Here is a 21,250-nt window from a genome sequence, read left to right on the forward strand (position 1 = left end):
AGGTGGGAATTAGCATCAATAAAACAAAAAAAGTTTTGGCTTCGGTGAGGTCCCATTAGAGAAGGGGCTCACCGAAGCCAAAACTTTTTCTGTCAAGCAGGCCTTATGGTTGTGGCTCGAAAACCAGAGAGGATTTCTGATCTGCCGTCATAGAGGCACCAGGCTGGACCGTTGCCGCTGGAATCTGCCCCGTAGTTGGTGCAAGAGTGCAGACGACCGAAACTGATCCACCACCAGCATTGATTGTGACTGAATCGGTAAGTGGGAGTGTCTGGAAGCCGAACACGCTTCCTCCTGGTGTTGGTGAGCTACCTATCGCTGTAGCTAATTTTGTCCCACCATCTGCAGAGCCATTGACAAATTGGTACTGACAGGTTACCTGACCATGAGGAGTAAGGAATTGAATTGGTACAATCGCGTTGACAACAAAGTTGCCAGCAGGCAATGGCAGAGTGAAGACCGTTGTTGGGTGCGTCGTAAATCTACCCTCATCTTTAGTTGGAGGCATTAATACAATGGCCATGCTCGTAACTGTATCAAAGCCATTGCTTACTCCTGGTTCACCCTGAGGACCTTGCGGACCTTGCGGACCTTGCGGACCTTGCGGACCAGTATCCCCCTTAGGACCCTGCGGGCCTTGAGGACCTGTGTCACCCGGATCACCCTTAGGACCCTGAGGACCAGTATCACCTTTGGGGCCCTGAGGGCCAGTCAACCCTTGCGGACCCTGAGGACCGGTATCACCCTTAGGCCCCTGGGGACCAGCAGGGCCTTGAGGACCAGTATCCCCCTTAGGCCCCTGAGGGCCAGTCAACCCTTGCGGGCCCTGAGGACCAGTCAATCCTTGTGGACCCTGAGGACCAGTCAATCCTTGTGGACCCTGAGGACCAGTCAACCCCTGCGGGCCCTGGGGACCGGTATCACCTTTAGGCCCTTGAGGACCAGCAGGACCCTGAGGGCCAGTTAACCCTTGCGGACCTTGAGGACCAGTATCCCCCTTAGGACCTTGAGGGCCAGTTAACCCTTGCGGACCTTGAGGACCAGTATCCCCCTTAGGACCTTGAGGACCAGTATCTCCCTTAGGACCTTGAGGACCAGTATCCCCCTTAGGACCCTGAGGACCAGTATCCCCCTTAGGCCCTTGTGGGCCTTGAGGACCTTGAGGACCGGTATCCCCCTTAGGCCCTTGTAGACCTTGAGGACCTTGAGGACCTTGAGGTCCCTGAGGACCCGGGAACCCTCGCGGTCCACGTGGGCCTCTTTGATTGTTAGAATGATTATTGTGATCAGAATGATTATTATGCGTAAAATGCTTATAACTGTATGATTCTAACTGGGTACTATAGCCATTATTACATCCCTGATCAAAGTAATAGCAATTAACAACCGTACCTGACTTCGCGTGTGTACTTGCTTCAACTCCAGTAGTTAGAAGCGCGGAACTTCCTAAAAAGCAGATTGCTAGAGAAATTCCTACGTTAATTGGCTTCAACATAGAATGTTTTACTCCATTTTTGCTTACTTCAAAAGCAACCCATGATTCCAGGGATTACTTTATCATGACCAACACTGCTATCCATTTGTCTCTCAGGAACCAGCCTATTGCTGTGAAAGGTTTTTACTGTGAAGATTTTTACCTGTTGTCTTCACAATGTATGTTATCGGTGAGGTTAAGGAATACATTATAGTGAATGGAATACAATTTGGCTATATAGTGTATAGGAATATGTAGATTATTTATGGATTTAATTGTTGGAATATGGGAAATTATAAATTGCAAAAAAAATATAATTTCGACTATATCGTGGATAGTGTAAGGAAAGACTGATCCTGTAGAATCCACTCCGATTGTTGCGTTCATTTAACTATAGTAGGGTAATTATCCCCATTGGGATTAACAAGTTATCCCTTATTGGAGGACCTCTTCCTGAATATGAAGCTATTTTCAAGCGTTCAGACTGTATCCCTGGGTATATTAAAAGTGTATAATGACAGGTATCGGGGTAAGCTGTGCCACTTACTTCTGCATAGGTATTGGATGAGTGTAAAATGGAGAGCTTCTTAGGATGGGTCAGGATGGTTTGTCACACGCTGAAAAACAGTGCTATGAAGAGGAGCTAAGAGCTCTCAAGCAAGAGTTAGAGACAGAAAAGCGTAAGTTAGCTGATATATTTGAGCAGGCCCCTGCATTTATAGCCGTACTACGTGGGCCAGATCATGTCTTTGAGATGGTGAATGGCTCATATTACAAACTGGTTGGGCATCGAAATATTATTGGCAAATCGGTGTTTGAGGCATTGCCAGAGGTTCGTGGTCAGGGATATATTGAAATCCTTGATAACGTACTTACAACGGGCAGACCTTTTATTGGCAATGAGATGAAAATTGGCTTACAACGATCGCCGGGTGCAATCACTGAAGAGCGTTATCTGAATTTTGTCTATGAACCGCTGCGTGATGTACATACTAATCCAGTAGGGATTGTCGCACATGGCTATGATATCACAGATCAGGTTATTGCAAGGCAAAAAGCTGAACAACTGGCACTACAACTAGAACAGCAGGCCCAGCTTTTTGATGTTACGCTCTCTGCCCTCAAAGATTTTGTCTATACCTTTGATACTTCAGGGAGATTTACCTATTCAAATAATGCATTGCTAGAATTATTAGGGCTCTCACTGGATGAGATCATTGGCAAAACTTTTCATGAGCTACCTTACCCCGTAGAACTTGCGACGCTGCTTCAGAGTCAGATTGAACAGGTCGCTCTGACTGGCAAGACTGTGACTGATGAAACGTCATATACCAGCCCCATGGGCGTACAGGGATATTATGAGTATATTTTTGTACCCATTTTTGATTCCAATAAGAATGTGGTCCTGGTTGCTGGCTCAACCCGCGATATTACTGTCCGTAAGCAGCTTGAGACCCAAAAAGATGATTTTATGAGCATTGTTAGCCACGAGCTTAAAACGCCTGTGACTAGCATTAAGGCATTTACTCAGGTCCTGCAGAATCGTTTTGCTCGGGCTGGCGATGAAAGATCCAGTGCTCTGTTGGGAAAAATGGATTCACAATTGAATAAATTAACCTCTCTTATTGGCGATCTGCTGGATGTAACGAAGATTGAGGGCGGAAAACTTCAATTTAATGAAGATTTTTTTCTTTTTGATGAACTGGTTGATGAGGTTGTTGAAGAGGTCCAGCGAACGACCAGTAATCATGTGATAGAGAAACAAGGAGCCACGGAGAGGGTAGTCTATGGCGATAGAGATCGTATTGAGCAGGTTATCGTGAATCTTTTGACCAATGCTATCAAGTATTCTCCCCATTCTGATAAAATTATTGTGAAAAGCTTTCTAGAGCAGGGTTTTATTGCGTTTAGTGTGCAGGATTTTGGCGTGGGCATTCCATATGAAAGACAACAACAGGTCTTCGAACGTTTTTATCGCGTGAGTGGGAATGAAACTATTCCAGGAATTGGTCTTGGATTATATATCTCAGCAGAAATTATCAGGCGTCAGGGTGGAACTATTGAAGTGGTGAGTGAAGAGGGCAAAGGATCGACATTCTGTTTCAAAATACCTATGCACCACGATACTCATTGATAACACATGATCATCTTGACGATGAATTTTGTCTTGAAGGTACTCTGAAAGGATTTTTTCTACCATATGAAGAATAAGGTTTTAGTGGCTGATGATGATACAGGCATTTTGGAAGCAATGCAGATGATTCTCGAAGATGCTGGCTATGAGGTGATCACTGCCCGCGATGGGCTCACTGTCCAGAATATGCAGCATAATCTACCAGATATACTTCTTTTAGATGTGTGGATGTCTGGCATGGATGGGACAGATATCTGTCGCTATTTGAAAAGTCAGGCTCAGACAAAACATATTCCCATTATTTTATGCTCTGCTAATAAAGATACACAGAAGCTAGCTAGAGAATGTGGCGCAGATGATTTTCTTGCTAAGCCCTTTGAAATGATGGATCTTCTCGATAAAGTGGAAAAATATGCTCGTTGATAGAGCCGAAAAATCAAACTATTTCTATTCTCTCCCGTTAAACCTCAAGACAGGGAGCTTCTCAGCTTTATTGAGAATAAGGTAACTCTTCATAAAAATAAATTTGTAATAGGCATTGCATTTTTATTGAAAATAATATATACTATATAGGCAGCACAAGATTTTTGTGGCTGTGTTCTTCAAAGCATGTCTTTTCTACTTCATAGCGCTCAGGTTATATCTCCATCAAAAGTTCACCTTTTGATAGAGGCATATCTCCTCCCCTGCTTTTCCTACCAGTCTTGCTTCGTTTTACTCTCCTGAAAAGGGCAAACGATCTGTAGTTTTGGCGCTCCTTCATTCTGTTTTCCCATTTTTAGTCTGCTTGATAGGCAGAAAATAGGAAATGGAAAAGAGGCAATATAAGGCTTTAGATGGTGTGTAGGATGATATTCTTCCCTTTTCTGTTTTAAAGAGAAGGCCATTTATTCGCATATAGAAATAGAGGACTTCCATGGAGAAACAAAGTATCCTGATCAGTCAGGCTAACGCCTTACAAAAAGCGCGTCTTGAGACTGCAATCCTGTTGCCTCCTCCCAATCGTCTGATTCGCCCACTCATTATGGGTGGCTTAATTGAGCTTGTGACAATTGTTACTTTGATGCTTCTTAGCTCGTCAGCTCGATTTAGTGTCTTTAGCTTTGTTTTAGGGATAATTGGTATCCTGATACCTCTTCTGCTGACTGCCAGAAGTTTCTGGATTATGACAAAAGATGAGGAACATTCGCTGGATATGATGCAAGAGCAGGATAAGCTATAGTATCTTTAGCCTTGCCATTGTATAAGTATTGTGTTGCAGGGCTTTTATGTAGTGGATAGTTTTGAGAGGATGACAGAGATGGAAAAAATTAGTGATAGAACAGTGAAAGCCGATAGCCATGATGAGGGTTCATTTTCGGTACAGTTGAGCGAGCAGTGGTTGTTGGAAAGAACGTATCATGCACAGTTGCTAAATGGGGACCAGCTTTCTACGGTCAATTTTACGAATGCGATGAGATTGCTTACTGATAGCACTGTTCCTCCTTCGCAGCAATCGGCAAGATCACGATTGCCAGAGCATACTCCACAGTATAAGAACAACACTTTTGTTGTGCCCATCTCTACCTGGCAGGAGATCACTCAGGACGAGGCCAATGCTGATTATCAGCAGGGAAAGCCAGTCTTGCTCTATGGAGAACATACATGGAAACACGGCCAGGAGCTGGTTGGAACCTGGCGAGCGAATCGAAATATGAGCCTGCTCATTGATGGCGATACCATATTTCCGTCAGAGGCGACTTCTGGGGTTGAATATGGAGTCTGTTATCTGGATACCAGACGTGGAACCTTTTCAAATATCGCATGGAAGAAATGGTTTTCGTTAGAGTCTGCTCTGCTCTCCCGGCATGATGACCAGTCAATTGTTTTCTTGCGCCCTCTGGTAGAATTCCCCTTTACGACCCATTATACGATCATTTCAGATGGATATAGCTCTGAGTATCCTGGTCATAGCGAAGCTGTTCAGGGATTTGTGGCCTCTCCTTCGCAAGCAATAGGTAGTGGTTCCTACTTCTGCTATTATCACGATGTTGCCTGTTCAGACGGTACCTATCGGCTCGAATTTTTGGGGCCACATATGGATGATCCCGGCTATCTGCGCCATTCAGATTGAGTGACTCTCCTTAATAATGGGTTTCGCCTGTTTGCATATTGCGAGAGACGTCCTCGAGTACATTCTTTATACAGGTGAGTACTTTATTCCCGTAAGATGGCCGGTGTGTTTCCTTGACAAGAGGTATACATTGCTGATGCCAGTTTTGGAGCTCTGTATGATACTGGTGCAGGGCACCTGTTGTTAACCGATCGAGGTAGATAGGTGGTCCTGGCTCCTCGCCTCCTAATGGTTCGAAGTCAAATTCACCCAGGGGCTGTTCAATCTTTGAGAAGTAGAGTCGCTCTAATGCAAACAATGCCTGTACCAGGCCCGTCTGGACTCCTGCTGTTCGAGGTTGAAAGAGCTCTTCCACAATTGGAGGTAAGGCTTCTTCAGGCGTCATGGCAGGATTTTTGAGCATGCTGCCAATGTATTTTGTCATCATCTCGTATTGAGGGTTTACGAGCGGTCCTGCAAAAAATTCATAGGCACTTCCACCATCGGAGGCCAGAGCTGTAATATGCTTACCCGCGATCTCAGCATGAGGTAAAAACCAGCGTAGACGATCCCAGCGTTGTGGAGGAACAATGACGGTGCCCCCCAGAGAGCCAAAGCTGCTATTGAGCGTCTGGATAAGCTGTCTGCGAATAGGGTGGGCGCTGGCAATGGATTGATCTGTTACGTCGGTGATGTAATCTAATGCCTGGCTCATTTTCTGAAGATGTGGAATATCCCCTTCTTCTTTAAATGACATGCCCCAACCACTGACCGAGATCGTCATCTGAGGCCATCTAGTGCGAATATAGGTGGCAAATTCGTTATTGAGGGCTGCATGATATGCCATCTCTCCCAGTTCGCGACAGTTGGGACATGCGCAGCGTCCTTGATCGGCAGATTGCAATTGAAAGCCATCGATCTCAAATTCGCCGATAAAATCGATGATCTTGCGCTGCCATTCCCTGGCAACCTCAGTGCTATAGCACATGACAACGCCATTGTCCTCAAGATACTGGCCCCAGCAGAATCTCCCATTGTTCTTTGCCACTTCAGGATGGTTCCGAATAATCTCTTCAAATCCCCAACTGTAGAGCCCAAGCCCTGCGAGCACACGAACGTCGTGCTTATGAGCCTCCTCTAGCAGCTCTCTAATGGCATTTCGACGTTCTTCGGTGATTGACTGTTTAAGTTCAGGGTTCCAGTTATGATTGATGAACAGACCCCAGATGCAGATTGTATCAAAGCCCGATGTTTTCATCACTGGAAAGAGCTCACGATAATCTTGCATCGTCTGTTCATCTATATCAATAATCGGCCATCGTTTTCCTGTGCGAGGGATACTGGAGATATCATTGATCCAACCTAATAAGACTTTGTGGCGAAAAGGAGAAGACGTTGTCATATCAAGCACATTCCTCAGTGGGCACAATTATTACACAGATGCTGAAGCACTGGCTGCCGCCGCATCTCGTCTCTCAACCACAATATTATACAGCCCCAGTACAAGAAGCAAAGATAGCTCTTGTATCTGTCCTGCCTGTGAGTCGAATATGACTTCTATTTTGCGCGAGAAACTATGTGCCGAGAATTGTACATATGATGTGTTGCCAGCGGCATCTGTCCAGGCTTTTTGTGTGCCCCAGAAATTGCTCTTTCTCCATCTGAATGTACGACCATTGGAAAAGACGAGATTACCGCTTGTTCCTGTCCATGTGCGTTGATAGGTAGCTATAAGCGGACCTCGCTCCATCGCGTAGATTGCAATTTTTTTCCCAGACCAGCCCTCTTTTTTTATAAAGAGCGTCCCTTCAGGAACGGTTGCATTCGCTTTTGACGACCAGTTGCTCATATCCAGGCTTGCAAGTGGGACCGCCTCTGGCCCGATCAGGTCGTAGCGTGTTTTTAATATGGCAGTGGGGGTCCATGTGAGTGTTTGACCAACAAGGTAACTTAAAGAAGAAGTCATTGGTTTACTCTCCATTTTCGTGTAGTCGTAGTTGGGCATTCCTTAAAATGATGAACTGGTTATTAACTAGGATATGTTGCTCTACTCAAGAATAGTGGTATTCTCTGCTGATATTGTATATGTTGTTGCTCACTGTCGCTTGCATATAATTTTTATTAATCTATCTGGTAAGGACGGATACTTCTGATATTTATCCAATGTCCATTGAAAATTGAGGTTTGGTGGAGTTCTGGTGTTGTGGGAGGTGTTGTATTTGGGTTAGGAGATGACTGCCTGGCTCGTTCCTCATGTTAGCTCTTGCCACCCCGTGATGTGAGCTCCTCCATGGCTCAATTGGAAATGGAAATGGGCAAAGGATGCTATGGAGGGGCTGGCATGGCGGAATGTCGAGATGTGGAAGGAGACAAGCAACCTTCCCTACTTGTCTTATTGTATAATGCTCTATTTTGTATAAAAAAACTGTAAAGTAGGGAAAGTCGCTTGTCTCTTTCCTCTGCTGCCACTCCGCTCTGTTCACCCCTCCATGACAGAATTGGAAACGGAAAACAGGAAAGGAAGCGATGGTGGGGCTGGCATGACAGAACGGGACAATTGTGGAAGGAGACAAGCAACCTTCCCTACTTGTCTTGTTATTTATCACATGAAAATAGATATTATGCACCACAAAGTAGGGAAAGTCGCTTGTCTCTTTCCTATATTGCCATCCCGTAATGTGAGCCCTCCATAGCTCAATGGGACAGAGCGCTATGGAGGGCTGCCATGGCAGAGCTTCGCGATTAGGAAGGCGAATAATCTGGCAAATGGTGTACTTAGTTAGTTGGCCTGGTACTGCATTTTTGCCGAAGTACCTTTTTGGACTGCTTGTAAGAGCGTGGTCGCAGGGGGGGTAGCGAGTACTTCACTGGGTATTGATCCTCCGCTGACACACGTGCTGGCACCATACATGGATTGATGAAATGTCTGACCCGTATGAGCGCGAGAGACTGGAATGACGGTTACCGCGAAGTTGGCAGCAATTGAAGTAGAGATGTAATCGCCAGTCATCGCGCCAATGTCGGTCTGTGCCCAGTCTGTGGTAACCATTGGACCTGCCAGGGTCTGGTGCTGGCTCCAGGTTGAGCCGCCATTGGTTGAGTTAGCCGTTCCAACATAGACCTGACATGTAGCGGCACTACAGCCAGCATTGGCCCAGTAATAATACGTTACGGCGAGATGTGCATGATCTCCCTTTGTCGTACTGTCTACAGCGAGACCAGCCGTAAGATGTTCTACGTTGCTTCCAATTGCATCGAGAGGGATGCGCTGCAATGGTGTCCAGCTTAGCCCATCGGTACTGGTGGTCATGACAATGTCATCTGTCTTACACTGAGCCTCAAAGTAGCAGCCAGCCCAGGCAACATAGACTTTGCCTGCCTGATCAATTTCTGCTGAAGGTAAGGACCCTCCTCGATAAAATGAGGCGACTGTTGTGGAATAGGTCAGTGGGGCAATTCGTTGCTGATCGGTCCAACTTGCGCCTCCGTTCGTTGAACGATAGGTGTAGATTCCTTCAACGCCGTTCAAGTCAAAGCCGTAGAGGGGAACAATGACAGTACCATCAGGCTGTACGACTGGCTGCCCACCTTGAGCATAGAATGTCTGGTTGTTCAGGTTTTGTGGTGTGGACCAGGTAAGTCCCCCATCATCGGAGTAGCTCATGAATGTTAACCATGGTGTGCTGGCTCCATCGTCCCATTGCGCATAACAGCGACCAAAGAAAGGGCTGGTTGGATGCTGGTCACACACGATCCAGTCTTTGTCGAAGTTCTGAGTGGAGCTGCTGGCTGCGACAGTAACTGGCTTGCTCCAGGTTAAAGCATTGGAGGAGCGGCTAACGATGACCGCGGTACTTCCTACGACTCCATCAAACGTCGTTTTGGCACCCAGTGAAGAGATGAGCCAGGTATGATGTGCGAGATCGTAGGCGACTACGGCATCACTGGCACGTGCATAGGGTCCGCCATCGTTTATGGTGATCCCCTTTAATGAGCCACCAGTCCAGCTCAATCCGGCATCAAATGAGGTTGACCAGCTGATCCCTGAGGCTCCTCCTCCACTGACAAAACGTCCACTTTGGAAGGCTGAAACGACCGTTGAGCCAACAGAGAATGTATCTGGTTCGACCTGCGTCTGATGTTGAGAGTCGCTGTTCTTATAAGGGTCAGCGCTCACCTGCTTTACAAAGAGGGATGCAGCCTGAGCACGTACCTGTTGCTGATTCAAGAAGGTGAAGGTGATGGTAAGAACTATTGTCAGTAGTAAGAGAGGGAGATTATCCCGACGTAGGAGACGACAAAGCTTCATGCTGTTATCCTTTTTTATTCAAACGTTAAATGTGCATACATGCAATATCTGGGAACGTAGCACGTCGTTATAGCGTGGCCTCTTAAACCACTCTTGTTAGTTTAATCGTTTTTCTCTGTTCTTTACCTCGGTTGGGGGAAAAAAGAGTACTAATTGCCTTTTTTTTGCACTGCTCGCATTGCAATTGTGGAGAATAGTGCTTGATTGATCGGGTAAATAAGCATATGCGATAGTCTGTCGGGATGGCTCCTGAATATTGAAAGAATGGTGGCTTGCTGGTGCTCCTTTGCGGGTGCTCCCCTGCTATGATATAGTGAAAGCCTACCAATAAGTTCATCATCCACTGATGTGCCAGGCCGATGCTGCTCGCAGCCAGTCAGTTGCACAGGATCAGATAAGTGTTATCAGGGCACATGAAGAGAGAAGAGGGAAAGCGTGAGTCAGGAAGAATTCTCCCCTGGAACTCTAGGTTTTCTGCGTGTTGCAGTTGTTGTACCAGATTTGCAGGTTGCCAATATTCGTCATAATACACAGGTGATTAGCGAGGCTCTACGCCAGGCTGCTTCTCATGGTAGCCGTCTTGTTCTGTTTCCGGAACTGAGTCTTACCAGCTATAGCTGCGGAGATCTATTCTATCAGAGAGCTCTTCAGCAGCAGGCAAGTCAGGCACTGCTCGAAATTGCCCGAGCGGCTGGAGATGCTAATGTGGCTGCTGTGGTTGGTCTGCCTTTAGAAGTAGGGGGCAGGCTCTATAATTGTGCTGCCTTTGTCAGTGAGTATGCAGTGCAGGGTATTGTGCCAAAGACGTATCTCCCCAGTACCAACGAATATTATGAAGAGCGCTGGTTTAGTTCAACGCGAGATTGTCCGCCGGGTCTGAACACTGTCTCTATTGCAGGGCAGGCAATTCCTTTTGGCGCTGACCTCCTGTTCACTGCCAGGAACCTTCCAGGTTGTACGATGGGTATTGAGATCTGTGAGGATCTATGGGCAGTTGAGCCGCCAAGTGGTAGTATGGCGCTGGCTGGTGCGACGGTCCTGCTCAATCCGTCGGCGAGCGATGAAATACTAGGGAAAGCGGAATATCGCAGAGCATTGGTGCAGCAGCAATCGGCACGTTGTCTGGCTGCCTACCTCTTTGCGGGCGCGGGGCCCGGCGAATCGACTACGGACATCGTCTTCTCTGGACCAGCTTTTATCTGCGAGAATGGACATATGCTGGCAGAGACTGAGCGACTCCACTTCGAGACTCAGATAGCAACTGCCGACATTGATGTCCAGCGCTTAAATCATGAGCGTTTACGCAATAGTAGCTTCTCCTCAGCTCGACCCAGACAGACCTATCGGACCATTCAGATAGACCTGCCGACTCCCAATACATCATCTGAATCATATAAACTGCTTCGTTCAGATCTCTCGCCAACTCCTTTTGTGCCCGCCAATCAGGCTCAACGGGCTAAGAACTGTCAGGAGATTTTTCATCTCCAGGCCGTTGGATTAGCCAGGCGGCTCAAACATACAGGCTCTACCCATGTGACGCTGGGGCTGTCAGGAGGATTGGATTCCACGCTGGCCTTGCTTGTTACGCAACAGGCTTTCGATCTCCTTTCGCTGCCTCGAGAGGGCATTGTTGCCATTACCATGCCTGGTTTTGGGACCACGAGCCGCACCTTGAATAACTCAGAGCGTCTGGCAGCTTCACTGGGTATTACCCTGAGGCAGGTCCCTATCCGCGAAGCCGTCTTGCAGCACTTTCATGATATTGGGCATGATGAGCACCTGCACGATATTACCTATGAGAACGCGCAGGCCCGTGAGCGCACGCAGATCTTGATGGATATAGCCAATCAAGTGAATGGCTTTATGGTTGGAACAGGCGATCTTTCAGAGCTTGCGCTGGGCTGGTGCACCTATAACGCTGACCATATGTCGATGTATCATGTTAATTCAGGTGTTCCCAAGACACTGGTGCGTTATCTGATTGAATGGTCTGCTGATAGTGTCTATACAGGCGAGACTGCTGAGGTCTTACGTGATATCAGTGCGACGCCGATTAGCCCGGAACTCTTGCCACTGGGTGAGAACGATGTACTTGTCCAGGAGACTGAGGCAACCATCGGACCCTATGTGCTGCATGATTTCTTTCTCTTCTATGCAGTGCGTCATGCCTTCTCGCCACGCAAGATCTTCTGGCTGGCATGTCAGGTTTTTGAGCACCACCATACGCCCGCAGAGATCTTGCGCTGGTTACGCATGTTCTATCGGCGCTTCTTCGCTTCTCAATTTAAGCGTTCGGCGATGCCTGATGGTCCAAAAATCGGTTCAGTGGCGCTCTCTCCCAGAGGCGATTGGCGGATGCCCAGTGATGCCAGTAGTGCCCTCTGGCTGCAAGAGTTGGATGAACTGGAGGATGCCCAGAGATAACGCAGCTCCTCCTTTCCAGTTCCACCATAGCTCAATGGGAAACGAGACATGATGTTATAGAGCGGCTGGCATGGCGGAGCTCCACCATTAGGAAGGAGACGTCCTACTTGTTTTGTCGTATCGTGTTCAATTTCAAGCATAAAACACTGTCAAGTAGGGAAAGCCGCTTGTCTCTTTCCTCAGTTCCCACTCCGCTCTGTGGGCCCCTCCATAGCTCAATGGGAAACGGGAAAAATGGGACATGATGTCATGGAGGGGCTGGCATTGCGGAGCTTCACATTTAGGAAGGAGACGTCCTACTTGTATTATCATATATTGCTCTATTTCACATATAAAAAACTGTCAAGTAGGGAAAGCCGCTTGTCTCTTTCCTCAGCTCCCACTCCGCTCTGGCGGCCCCTCCATAGCTGAATGGGAAACGGAAAATGGGACATGATGTCATGGAGGGGCTGACATGGTGGAACTCCACCATTAGGAAGGAGACGTCCTACTTTTATTATCGCATATTGCTCTATTTCACATATAAAAAACTGTCAAGTAGGGAAAGCCGCTTGTCTCTTTCCTCTGTTCCCACTCCGCTCTGTGAGCCCCTCCATAGCCCAATGAGAAACTGGAAACAATGTGATGGGTAGGCTCACATGGTGGAACATCACAATGGAGTCCGTAAGACATATGAGGGTCCTGCTCGCTTGCATATAAAGTGAAAGCTCTGGCATAATATGAATGAGATTGATCATCTCCTCTACAATATGCAACCCCGTCGGGTAAGGAGCCTCACATGTACAAAGACACCCCTAAATTTCGCTTATTTATCTATCGCCAATTTAGCCATGAATACGGAGAATTAATCTCTGATGGAGAGTATGCGATTAATGAGAGGGTGACGTTCGCTGATGGTCGGGCTAAAGGGGTGGTAGCCTGGAAGTATTTGAAACAAGATTGTGAGCTTGTTTATGTGCTTGAAGACTACTCTGGCTGTCACTTTGAGGTTACTGCTCGTGAGATCATCAGCAAAGCTTAGGTATCGGGCGGCTTCTTCATGCCTGGATTGAGAACCATTGAAGGCTCCTCTTTTGAAAAAGAGGAGCTTTTTTTCATCCTTGCCTACAGGCTTATCTATTAGTATGCAGATGAGCATCTTCCTCTCAAAAGGCAACGATATGTTAGCGCTGTTTCTTTAAATAGTAGTGCAATCTCTTGCTGATGAGCAGGTTTGAGATTTTTAAACTTGCTGCGTATACTAGAGTAGCGTTATATAAAGATAAACTTAAATGCGAAAACACTAGAAGGATAATAAAATTATGCAAGAGCCTCTTTTAACAAAGCCGCCAAAGGGTGAGGTCGCTGCTGAACCAAAAGATGGTGGCAATATGGTTGATGCACAGCATCTTGTCAAGACTTTTGGGAAACTGGAAGTGGTCAAGGATCTCTCTTTTACAATTAGCAAAGGTGAGATCTTCGGCTTGCTGGGCCCAAATGGAGCCGGGAAAAGTACCACCATTAATATGCTTTGTGGCTATCTTGAGCCAACCTCTGGCGATACGCTGATTAATGGGCAATCGATTACGCGAGAGCCGCGCAAGGTCAAGCGGATGATTGGAGTTGTGCCCCAGGAGATAGCTCTTTACACTGAACTCAATTCTTTAGAGAATCTGGATTTCTTTGGGAGCATCTATGGGCTCTCTGCTCAAGAACGGAAGGAGCGATCGGAGGAGCTCCTGCATTTCGTCGGGCTCTACGATCGTCGTAAAGATCCAGTGAAGAAGTTTTCGGGTGGAATGCAGCGACGTATCAATATGGCTATTGCCCTCATCCATCAACCAACCTTTCTGATGCTGGATGAGCCCACGGTTGGCGTTGATCCACAATCTCGTGAGCGTATCTTCGATATGATTGAGCAGCTTCGTACTCAGGGAACAACAATCCTGTATACAACTCACTATATGGAAGAGGCCGAGCGACTCTGTAACCATATTGCGATTATGGATGAGGGACAGATTATTGCCTCCGGGACATTGGAGCAGTTGCTTGCTCTGCGTGACCAGAATCGCGAAGTGCAGCGCCCCCATGGTCTCCAGGAATTATTTATTCAACTCACCGGCAAAACATTGCGTGATTAATCAGTTTGAGAGGACAATGATGAAGGCACTCTGGTATATTGCGAAAAAAGATCTCTTACAAATTATTAAAGATAGAAACGGCCTGATCTTTATGCTGGTGGTTCCTCTGATACTTATCTCGGTCGTGGGGTTCGCCTTGAGTAGCTTCTCGAGCGATAGTGGTAGCCATATTCAGATTCAGGTAGCATTGAATAATCAGGAGACCGCGCAGGATGCATTTATTGGGAAGAGTATTGCCAATGCTCTTAAGATTGATACGAAACAACTGACAATTACAGTGCATACCTATCAGACGGCAGATCAGGTGACCGATCGCGTCTCAGCCGCTAACGATGCCGCCAATGTAGGTATTGTGATCCCTTCAGACGCCAGCCAGACCTTGATTAAGGATATTCAGCAGAACACGACTCCGAAGAACCTTGTCCAATTTTATGCTTTGCCCAATACTACTGATCTGCGTGTTACTGTGGTGCAAAATATTGTCAATAAAGTTGTGCAGTCACAGTTAGCTGGTAGTGCAGGGGTGAGCCAGGTCTATCAGGTCTGTCAGCAAGCAGGTAACCATTGTGCTCAAAATACGATTGATACAGCCGCTATTAGCAGTGCAATTGCAGCCGCTAATACAGAGGCCGATCAGACCGTTGAAACATTGGCTGCTGGTCATGCGACTAAAGTTGGGCCATTTGACCAGACCCTGCCAGGTTATGCAGTCTTCTTCGCTCTCTTTGGGCTGAATGCTGTGGCTGCAACGATCTTGCAAGAGAAAGAGGAAGGGACGTTCCGTCGGTTGTTAATTGCTCCGATCCAGAAATATGCTTTGCTGGGTGGCAAAATGCTGGCGCAATTTATTATGACGATGGCGCAGTTATCGATTATCTTTATCGTTGGCTACTTCATTTTTAAAGTCAATATTCATGACTGGCTGTCGGTTATTCTGCTCTTGATCGGTACGAGCTTTGCTGCGACTGGTCTTGGTATGCTACTGGTCTCGTTGGTCCGGACACGTTCTCAAGTTAGTTCGCTGGTGAGTCTGGTTGTTCTGATTACCTCCGCCATTGGTGGCGCCTGGTGGCCACTCTATCTGGAGCCGACCTGGTTACAGCAACTGGCCAAAGTTGGTATTACAGCCTGGGCCATGGAGGGATTGAATGGCTCTATGCTCCTTGGTAAAAGCTTTATTGAGATCCTGCCTGATGTTCTAGGCCTGCTGGTCTATGGTCTGATCTGTTTTGCCATTGCGTTACGACTTTTCCGTTTCCAACAGAAAACAGCCGTAGTGAAGTAATTGGGAGGCGTATCCCTTCAGGACTTCAAACGAGGTCTTTTGTTCTCGACAATCCACCTCAACGAAATCTGGTAATGAGGCCTCTGCTTCACTTTTAACAAGTTCACCAGAAGGGCTTTGTCATTCTCGCCGCAGAAGCCATGGCCTCTGCGGCGAGAATGACAAAGCCCTGCCAGAAAGGGGGGGGTGTTTGACTTCGGAGATGAATCTAGGTACAATAACTCCACGAAATGGTAGAAAGACCTTTACAGTTTTTTGCTGTGATCTACCGCTGAGCTGAAGACCCAGCGGCAGCTTCTTCTAAATCTTCTAGAAGCTTACTCTGAGGAGAATATTGTGCCCAACATGTTCAAACGGTTTATCAGCGTGACTGTTCCACCTGTCATCTTTGTATTGATAATTATATATATATTTACTTTGAATACACCGCCCCCGCCAGCTGTGTTAGCCTCCAATTCCCCTTCATTCCAATTGCGGGGGACTCCAACTGCCCAGGTTGTCTATCCAAATGTGGCTATTACATTGACGACCACCGATCAACAAAATCGTTTGTCTTCCCAACCTGCGGGCAAATTTAGTGATGCCAGTAAATTCCCCCCACAGACATTTATCGAGATCAATGATCAGAAGAGGTACCAACAGATCCTTGGTTTTGGTGCATCTCTGACAAGCTCTAGTGCATGGGAGCTCGAGCATGGACTGAATCAGCAGCAGCGCGATGCAGTGATGCAGCAATTCTTTGATCCAACTAATGGCATTGGGATTAATCTATTACGTCAATCAGTCGGTATTTCAGATCAAGGGGCTCCTGGTCAGACCTGTTCCTATGACGATAATGGCGGACGGCCAGATGATGCCTCCCTCTCTCATTTCTCAATCCAGACTGATGTTTCCCTCCATATGATTGAACTTCTTCAGCAGGCGATGTCCTATAATCCTCAGTTGCAGATTATTGCAGCTCCCTGGTGTATTCCACATTGGATGCGGGCTACTATCGATGGGTACAGTACGCTTAATCCCGCATACTATCAGCTATACGCTCAATATCTGGCGAAATTTATTCAGGCCTATAAGTCACAAACGCCCTCAATTCCGATCTGGGGCATTATCCCACAGAATGAGCCGCTCTATAGCTATGCAAATTTTGGCGATAATATGACAGCCGCCCAACAGAGCAATTTTATTACCACTGCCCTCGGACCAACTCTGGCTCAGCAGAATCTCAATACGCAAATTCTTATCTATGATCACAACTGGGATCATCCCGAATATGCCGAACAGGTGCTGGCGAGCTCCGCTGCGCCATTTGTAGAAGGTACCTCCTGGCACAAATATGCAGGGGATGTCAGTGCTCAGACGACTGTTCACAATATGTTTCCAAACAAGAAAACTTTCTTTACGGAAGATTCGCCTCCAACGTTTGATAACGATTGGAATGCCTATATGCCTGAGGCTGCAAACCGCATTCTTGATATTCTGGATAATTGGTCTGAGTCTTATATTCAATGGACGCTTGTCTCAAATACAAAATTTGGCCCGGGCCTCTGTAATCAATGTGGCGCGGATGTCTATGTTGATCCTAATACTGGTGCCGTCACTTATTCTCTGGCGTATTATATCCTTGGTCAATTCAGTAAGTTCGTGAAGCCGCAAGCATATCGCATCGATTCAACTGATCAGGGCAATGGTCATGTGAGAAGTGCAGCGTTTGAAAACCCTGATAATTCTATCGCTGTGGTTGTTTATAACGATAGCTCAGCCTCACAAACCTTCGCCCTCAACTGGCGAGGAGAGACGTTTACCTATGATCTCCCCTCCAATGGTCTGGCCACCCTTACCTGGCCCGCCAATTAAGAAAAGTGTTCAGGCAGCATCTCTACACAGATCAATGAGCTCTCAAAAAGAGCAAGTGTAGCGATGCTGCCTGACTGCATATTCAGCGAACGACTTGGATAGTGTTTCCACTAAAAGGCAACCATTATGGGGATTGTACCGTTAAGCTTCAATGTATCTTGGAGAGAGCCGCCCTTCGTGTGAGAAAATATGGCTTAAGAAGCTAACCGGATATTCAACAATCCAGTAACTTACTGAGGCAACCAGTATGAGCATCAGTATAAACGCCAACAATCCTACTGCGAACACAACTGGCGAAGATGCAACAAAATAGTGCCCTAGCCAGCTAAACAATGGCTCATACCACATGAACAGACCATAGGAGATGGCTCCTATATATTCAATGATCCTGCTTACGTGCGTCTTGCGTCTTGGGAACCGTGACAGATTGGCCCAGCCAACGACGATGAAACAGAGGAATAGCGCAATGACTCCCCACATACTCTGATTAAAGAGGAGATTTTCAATCGCTCCCGTGACCGAATATTCACTTAAATAATAGGTACTACCAGCTAAGCCAATCGCTGTAATGAGTGAGATAAATCCTAGCAAGAGATGTCTTTTTCCTCCTTCTGCGACAGCGATCACAATGGCGAGCAATAATCCCAGGCCAAAGCTATCAAGCCATGGAAAGCTATAAAACAGAACAGGATTTGTGATTGGCGTATAGGCAGTTCCCACCAACCAGACTTTATAGAGTAGCCCGAGAGCGATGCAGAGACAACTTACGCTAAGCATGGCGATAATGCGGACTGCCCGCTGATGTGGGGCTTTACATAGAAGATGGATGAGCGATACAAAGCAAGCGAGCATGATAGATAACCAGACCTCTACCGAGATCACCCAGGCTGGCCCGATGGTCTGATAGATATCCTTTGCATCAAAGATCTGAATAAACGTTAAGTGCTCAAGAAGGTCCAGCCACTGATAAGACGCGCCGTTGCCGCGTAAATGAGTAATCCAGACAATGATTACGGCAATATAATAGACTGGCAGCAGACGAATGATGCGGCGGGTCAGAAATGTTCGTGTTGAATAATGTCTTTGTCGCTGTAAAATCGCACGTGCAAAAGGGAGGAAAGAGATGGCCCCATCCAGGACAAAAAACAGCGCTATACTATTCTGAATGCTGAAGAGTGCTGTTTCTATGTGATTGTTGAATAGCAAATGATGATTAATGAATGTTGCTTGATAATAGCAGTAGCCACAGATCATAACTATTGTCACCAGCGTTCGATAAAACTCGAGCTTCCTGGTGGGATCATCTGGCTCGATTGCTCTGTGGCGCATTGTGTTTACTGCGATCATGCGAGCGGCAGTAACTTTAGCCGTGATGGATCGAATTGCGGGAAAAGCGTCAGTGGCATTCGTCATGAGTTAGTTCCCTTTCGCTTGTGGTGCGGATGTGCGTGGAGTCACTTTCCACTCGCGCTCACCGAATGCCTCTTTAAGATGTGCTACACGTGAAATATGATTTTTCCAGGCAGTAAAGAAAAGAAGAGAATAGAGTCCATAGGATATAAACCAGCTTCGATGTTGTTTGATGTCGGGCGCGGCTGCAATATAGGCCAGTAGTATCTGGACCGGTCCTACACATAAGGTAATAAAACTGCTGAACAGAAATGGAGGATAGAACCACTCAATCGTGCCATGCAGGGCCTGAAAGGTCAGAATTGGAATAATCTGGATGGATAGCCACATGTAGAGCTCGCGCCAGAAGAGCAGATGGATCATGCCTAACTTCTGTTTGATCGAAAGGTATGGTGAGCGCAAGGCCGGGATAAAGTGCTTCAATGAGACCTGGAACCAGCCCTGAGCCCAGCGCATTCGCTGATTCCATAAGGCTCCCAGCGTCTCTGGTGCCAGCTCGCGAGAGATAATCATTGGATCATATGCGATCTTATATCCCTGCTGTACAACACGCAACGATGAGTCGATATCTTCCGTTAACATAGAGTGTCGCATACCCGTCTGGCGCAACAATCCTGTTCGCCAATAGCCATTCGATCCACCAAAGACCCCAAAGCCATGCATGCGCGTTCGCCCCGGATGCCCCAATGCATAGATAACTTCGAAATCGACGGCAACCAATCTTGCAACCCAGGAACTCTCACCATTGCGAATGACACAATGTCCCTGTACGACATCGTATCCTTGTGTCAACCAGCGCCAGGCTCGTGTAAAAGAATTGGGTGCGGGATGATGGTCCGCGTCAAATACTCCGACAAAATCTCCCGTCACATCATCGAGGGCTCGATTCACATTCTGAGCTTTAGATGTACTATTCTGCACGCGGAGAAGATGGAGCCGGGAGTCTCTTTGCGCAATGGCCTGGAGCTCGTATTCAACAGGCATATCGCGCGGGGTATTATACGCCAGAATAAGCTGAAATGGCGCAGGATAATGAATCGTATTTAAGATTACATTAACCGTCTCTACAATAGTTGCGGCCTCATTCGGAAGGTATGCAGCAATGATAGCGCTTGCAGGTGGATAAGCCATCACAGGCTCTAAGGGAGGATTATCGATCCGGAGTGCAACCAGTGCCTCTACTCCAATGAGGTAGGCGGTTCCCAGAAGCGAGAGCATCACGATAAAATACATAATATGTGAGATATCAATGCCATATAATGCAAGCGTGTAATAGATGGCAAAAGGAATTGCAAATGCCAGAATAGGTGGCAGTGCCGCCCTCAGAAGATTGATGATTGGCGATGGTTTTTTTGCCTTCTCGGGCGCTGTAGCCTCGACCTGCTTGATGAGAGGCGTTGAGGCACGCACCATTTCAATTCCTGGAGCGATAGTCTGATTTTGCCTTAGTGCATTATTCTGAAATTTGATATAGCCAACCGGCGGAGCATAATACGGTATTCTTGGATTTGCAGCCGTTGGCTGTTGTGACACCTCTATGGGGTGGGTCTCCACTCCCTGTGTTCTGGCTACTGCATCTTGCTGCTGAATGGGGTTGGCCTGCGTTTTCTCTTGTTGCGAGCTGTTTAAGAGGGGTGGCCTCATAAACTGTCTTCCGTTAGGCATGCTTATACAACCATCTTCTCTATAGCATATGTTGTTGTATGCTAAAAAGTACAGATAAAGTGAAAATCTCTTCAGCTCGAAAGTGGAAGGTGGCTTCATTGTCAGAAGAGTATATATGCAGCAGCATCGTGCATAAATTTTATTGGCAGTTTAAATAGGTCGTAGGCTGAAAAGAATCATCTATCAAGAGAAACTCTCTGAACCTCAGGTTCAGGATTTCATCTTTTCATCATTTGTAGCTACCCCTGCCTTCAGGCATAGGGAGGAGCTACATAGTGCCCGAAGGCAGCGCATTAAGGTGTAGGGTACTATATATTATTAATTAATAGCCCTTAATGAGAGTATAATTCCTTTTCCATTTTTGTCAATAAGAGTAGCCATTATCGTGTACTATCTCTTGCCATTTTCCCCACCTTACTCGTATAAATTCCTCTAGTGTGATCTTATAAAGTAGTCTATTCTATGATTATTAGAAAGAGCGGC

15 protein-coding genes are annotated in these 21,250 nt (G+C 46.8%); 9 read left to right on the forward strand and 6 right to left on the reverse strand.

From position 1 onward, the window contains the following. Nucleotides 1–103 precede the first annotated feature (103 nt). Complete coding sequence (locus EL628_RS30860) at nucleotides 104–1,495, reverse strand: collagen-like domain-containing protein (RefSeq protein WP_126582054.1); 1,392 nt, start codon at nucleotides 1,493–1,495, stop codon at nucleotides 104–106. A 571-nt stretch (nucleotides 1,496–2,066) separates the two neighbouring features. Here EL628_RS30860 and EL628_RS21425 point away from each other — a divergent pair. The 4 genes from EL628_RS21425 to EL628_RS21440 all read left to right on the forward strand — a co-directional run bounded on the left by EL628_RS21425 (nucleotide 2,067) and on the right by EL628_RS21440 (nucleotide 5,721). After that, nucleotides 2,067–3,608, forward strand: coding sequence for a PAS domain-containing sensor histidine kinase (locus EL628_RS21425; protein WP_126582055.1), 1,542 nt, complete (start codon nucleotides 2,067–2,069; stop codon nucleotides 3,606–3,608). A gap of 66 nt (nucleotides 3,609–3,674) precedes the next feature. Continuing rightward, nucleotides 3,675–4,031 (forward strand): response regulator, encoded by a 357-nt coding sequence (locus EL628_RS21430; RefSeq protein WP_126582056.1) that lies wholly within the window; start codon nucleotides 3,675–3,677, stop codon nucleotides 4,029–4,031. A 493-nt stretch (nucleotides 4,032–4,524) separates the two neighbouring features. Further along, entirely contained in the window at nucleotides 4,525–4,830 is a 306-nt protein-coding gene (locus EL628_RS21435; protein ID WP_126582057.1) for a hypothetical protein, read from the forward strand. 78 nt (nucleotides 4,831–4,908) lie between these two features. After that, nucleotides 4,909–5,721: a hypothetical protein gene (locus EL628_RS21440; RefSeq protein ID WP_126582058.1), complete on the forward strand. Its 813-nt coding sequence runs from the start codon at nucleotides 4,909–4,911 to the stop codon at nucleotides 5,719–5,721. A 10-nt stretch (nucleotides 5,722–5,731) separates the two neighbouring features. Here EL628_RS21440 and EL628_RS21445 read toward each other — a convergent pair whose 3' ends face one another. The 3 genes from EL628_RS21445 to EL628_RS21455 form a co-directional block, all read right to left on the reverse strand. Beyond that, on the reverse strand, nucleotides 5,732–7,102 hold the full coding sequence (locus EL628_RS21445) for a hypothetical protein (RefSeq protein WP_126582059.1): 1,371 nt from the start codon (nucleotides 7,100–7,102) through the stop codon (nucleotides 5,732–5,734). Between the two features lie 30 nt (nucleotides 7,103–7,132). Further along, nucleotides 7,133–7,666, reverse strand: coding sequence for a hypothetical protein (locus EL628_RS21450; RefSeq protein ID WP_126582060.1), 534 nt, complete (start codon nucleotides 7,664–7,666; stop codon nucleotides 7,133–7,135). Between the two features lie 813 nt (nucleotides 7,667–8,479). After that, entirely contained in the window at nucleotides 8,480–10,009 is a 1,530-nt protein-coding gene (locus EL628_RS21455; protein WP_126582061.1) for a sialidase family protein, read from the reverse strand. A gap of 435 nt (nucleotides 10,010–10,444) precedes the next feature. On the opposite strand from EL628_RS21455, the gene EL628_RS21460 reads away from it, so the two are divergent. From EL628_RS21460 to EL628_RS21480, 5 genes are all read left to right on the forward strand, one after another. Then, nucleotides 10,445–12,433, forward strand: a complete 1,989-nt coding sequence (locus tag EL628_RS21460; protein ID WP_126582062.1) for an NAD(+) synthase — start codon at nucleotides 10,445–10,447, stop codon at nucleotides 12,431–12,433. Nucleotides 12,434–13,211: 778 nt separating this feature from the next. Beyond that, the gene (locus tag EL628_RS21465; protein ID WP_126582063.1) at nucleotides 13,212–13,454 is read left to right on the forward strand and encodes a hypothetical protein; all 243 of its coding nucleotides are present in this window, start codon (nucleotides 13,212–13,214) and stop codon (nucleotides 13,452–13,454) included. A gap of 280 nt (nucleotides 13,455–13,734) precedes the next feature. Then, nucleotides 13,735–14,553 (forward strand): ABC transporter ATP-binding protein, encoded by an 819-nt coding sequence (locus EL628_RS21470; RefSeq protein WP_245994355.1) that lies wholly within the window; start codon nucleotides 13,735–13,737, stop codon nucleotides 14,551–14,553. A 16-nt stretch (nucleotides 14,554–14,569) separates the two neighbouring features. Beyond that, entirely contained in the window at nucleotides 14,570–15,838 is a 1,269-nt protein-coding gene (locus tag EL628_RS21475; protein ID WP_245994358.1) for an ABC transporter permease, read from the forward strand. A gap of 345 nt (nucleotides 15,839–16,183) precedes the next feature. Next, the gene (locus EL628_RS21480; RefSeq protein WP_245994543.1) at nucleotides 16,184–17,692 is read left to right on the forward strand and encodes a glycoside hydrolase family 30 protein; all 1,509 of its coding nucleotides are present in this window, start codon (nucleotides 16,184–16,186) and stop codon (nucleotides 17,690–17,692) included. 141 nt (nucleotides 17,693–17,833) lie between these two features. Here the strand turns inward: EL628_RS21480 and EL628_RS21485 are convergent, their stop codons facing one another. Beyond that, nucleotides 17,834–19,105 (reverse strand): acyltransferase family protein, encoded by a 1,272-nt coding sequence (locus tag EL628_RS21485; RefSeq protein WP_126582065.1) that lies wholly within the window; start codon nucleotides 19,103–19,105, stop codon nucleotides 17,834–17,836. A gap of 3 nt (nucleotides 19,106–19,108) precedes the next feature. Beyond that, on the reverse strand, nucleotides 19,109–20,746 hold the full coding sequence (locus tag EL628_RS21490; protein ID WP_218028977.1) for a glycosyltransferase family 2 protein: 1,638 nt from the start codon (nucleotides 20,744–20,746) through the stop codon (nucleotides 19,109–19,111). Nucleotides 20,747–21,250 lie beyond the last annotated feature (504 nt).

Origin of the sequence: Tengunoibacter tsumagoiensis, from assembly GCF_003967535.1 — a bacterium.
In the GTDB taxonomy this organism is placed as follows: domain Bacteria; phylum Chloroflexota; class Ktedonobacteria; order Ktedonobacterales; family Ktedonobacteraceae; genus Tengunoibacter; species Tengunoibacter tsumagoiensis.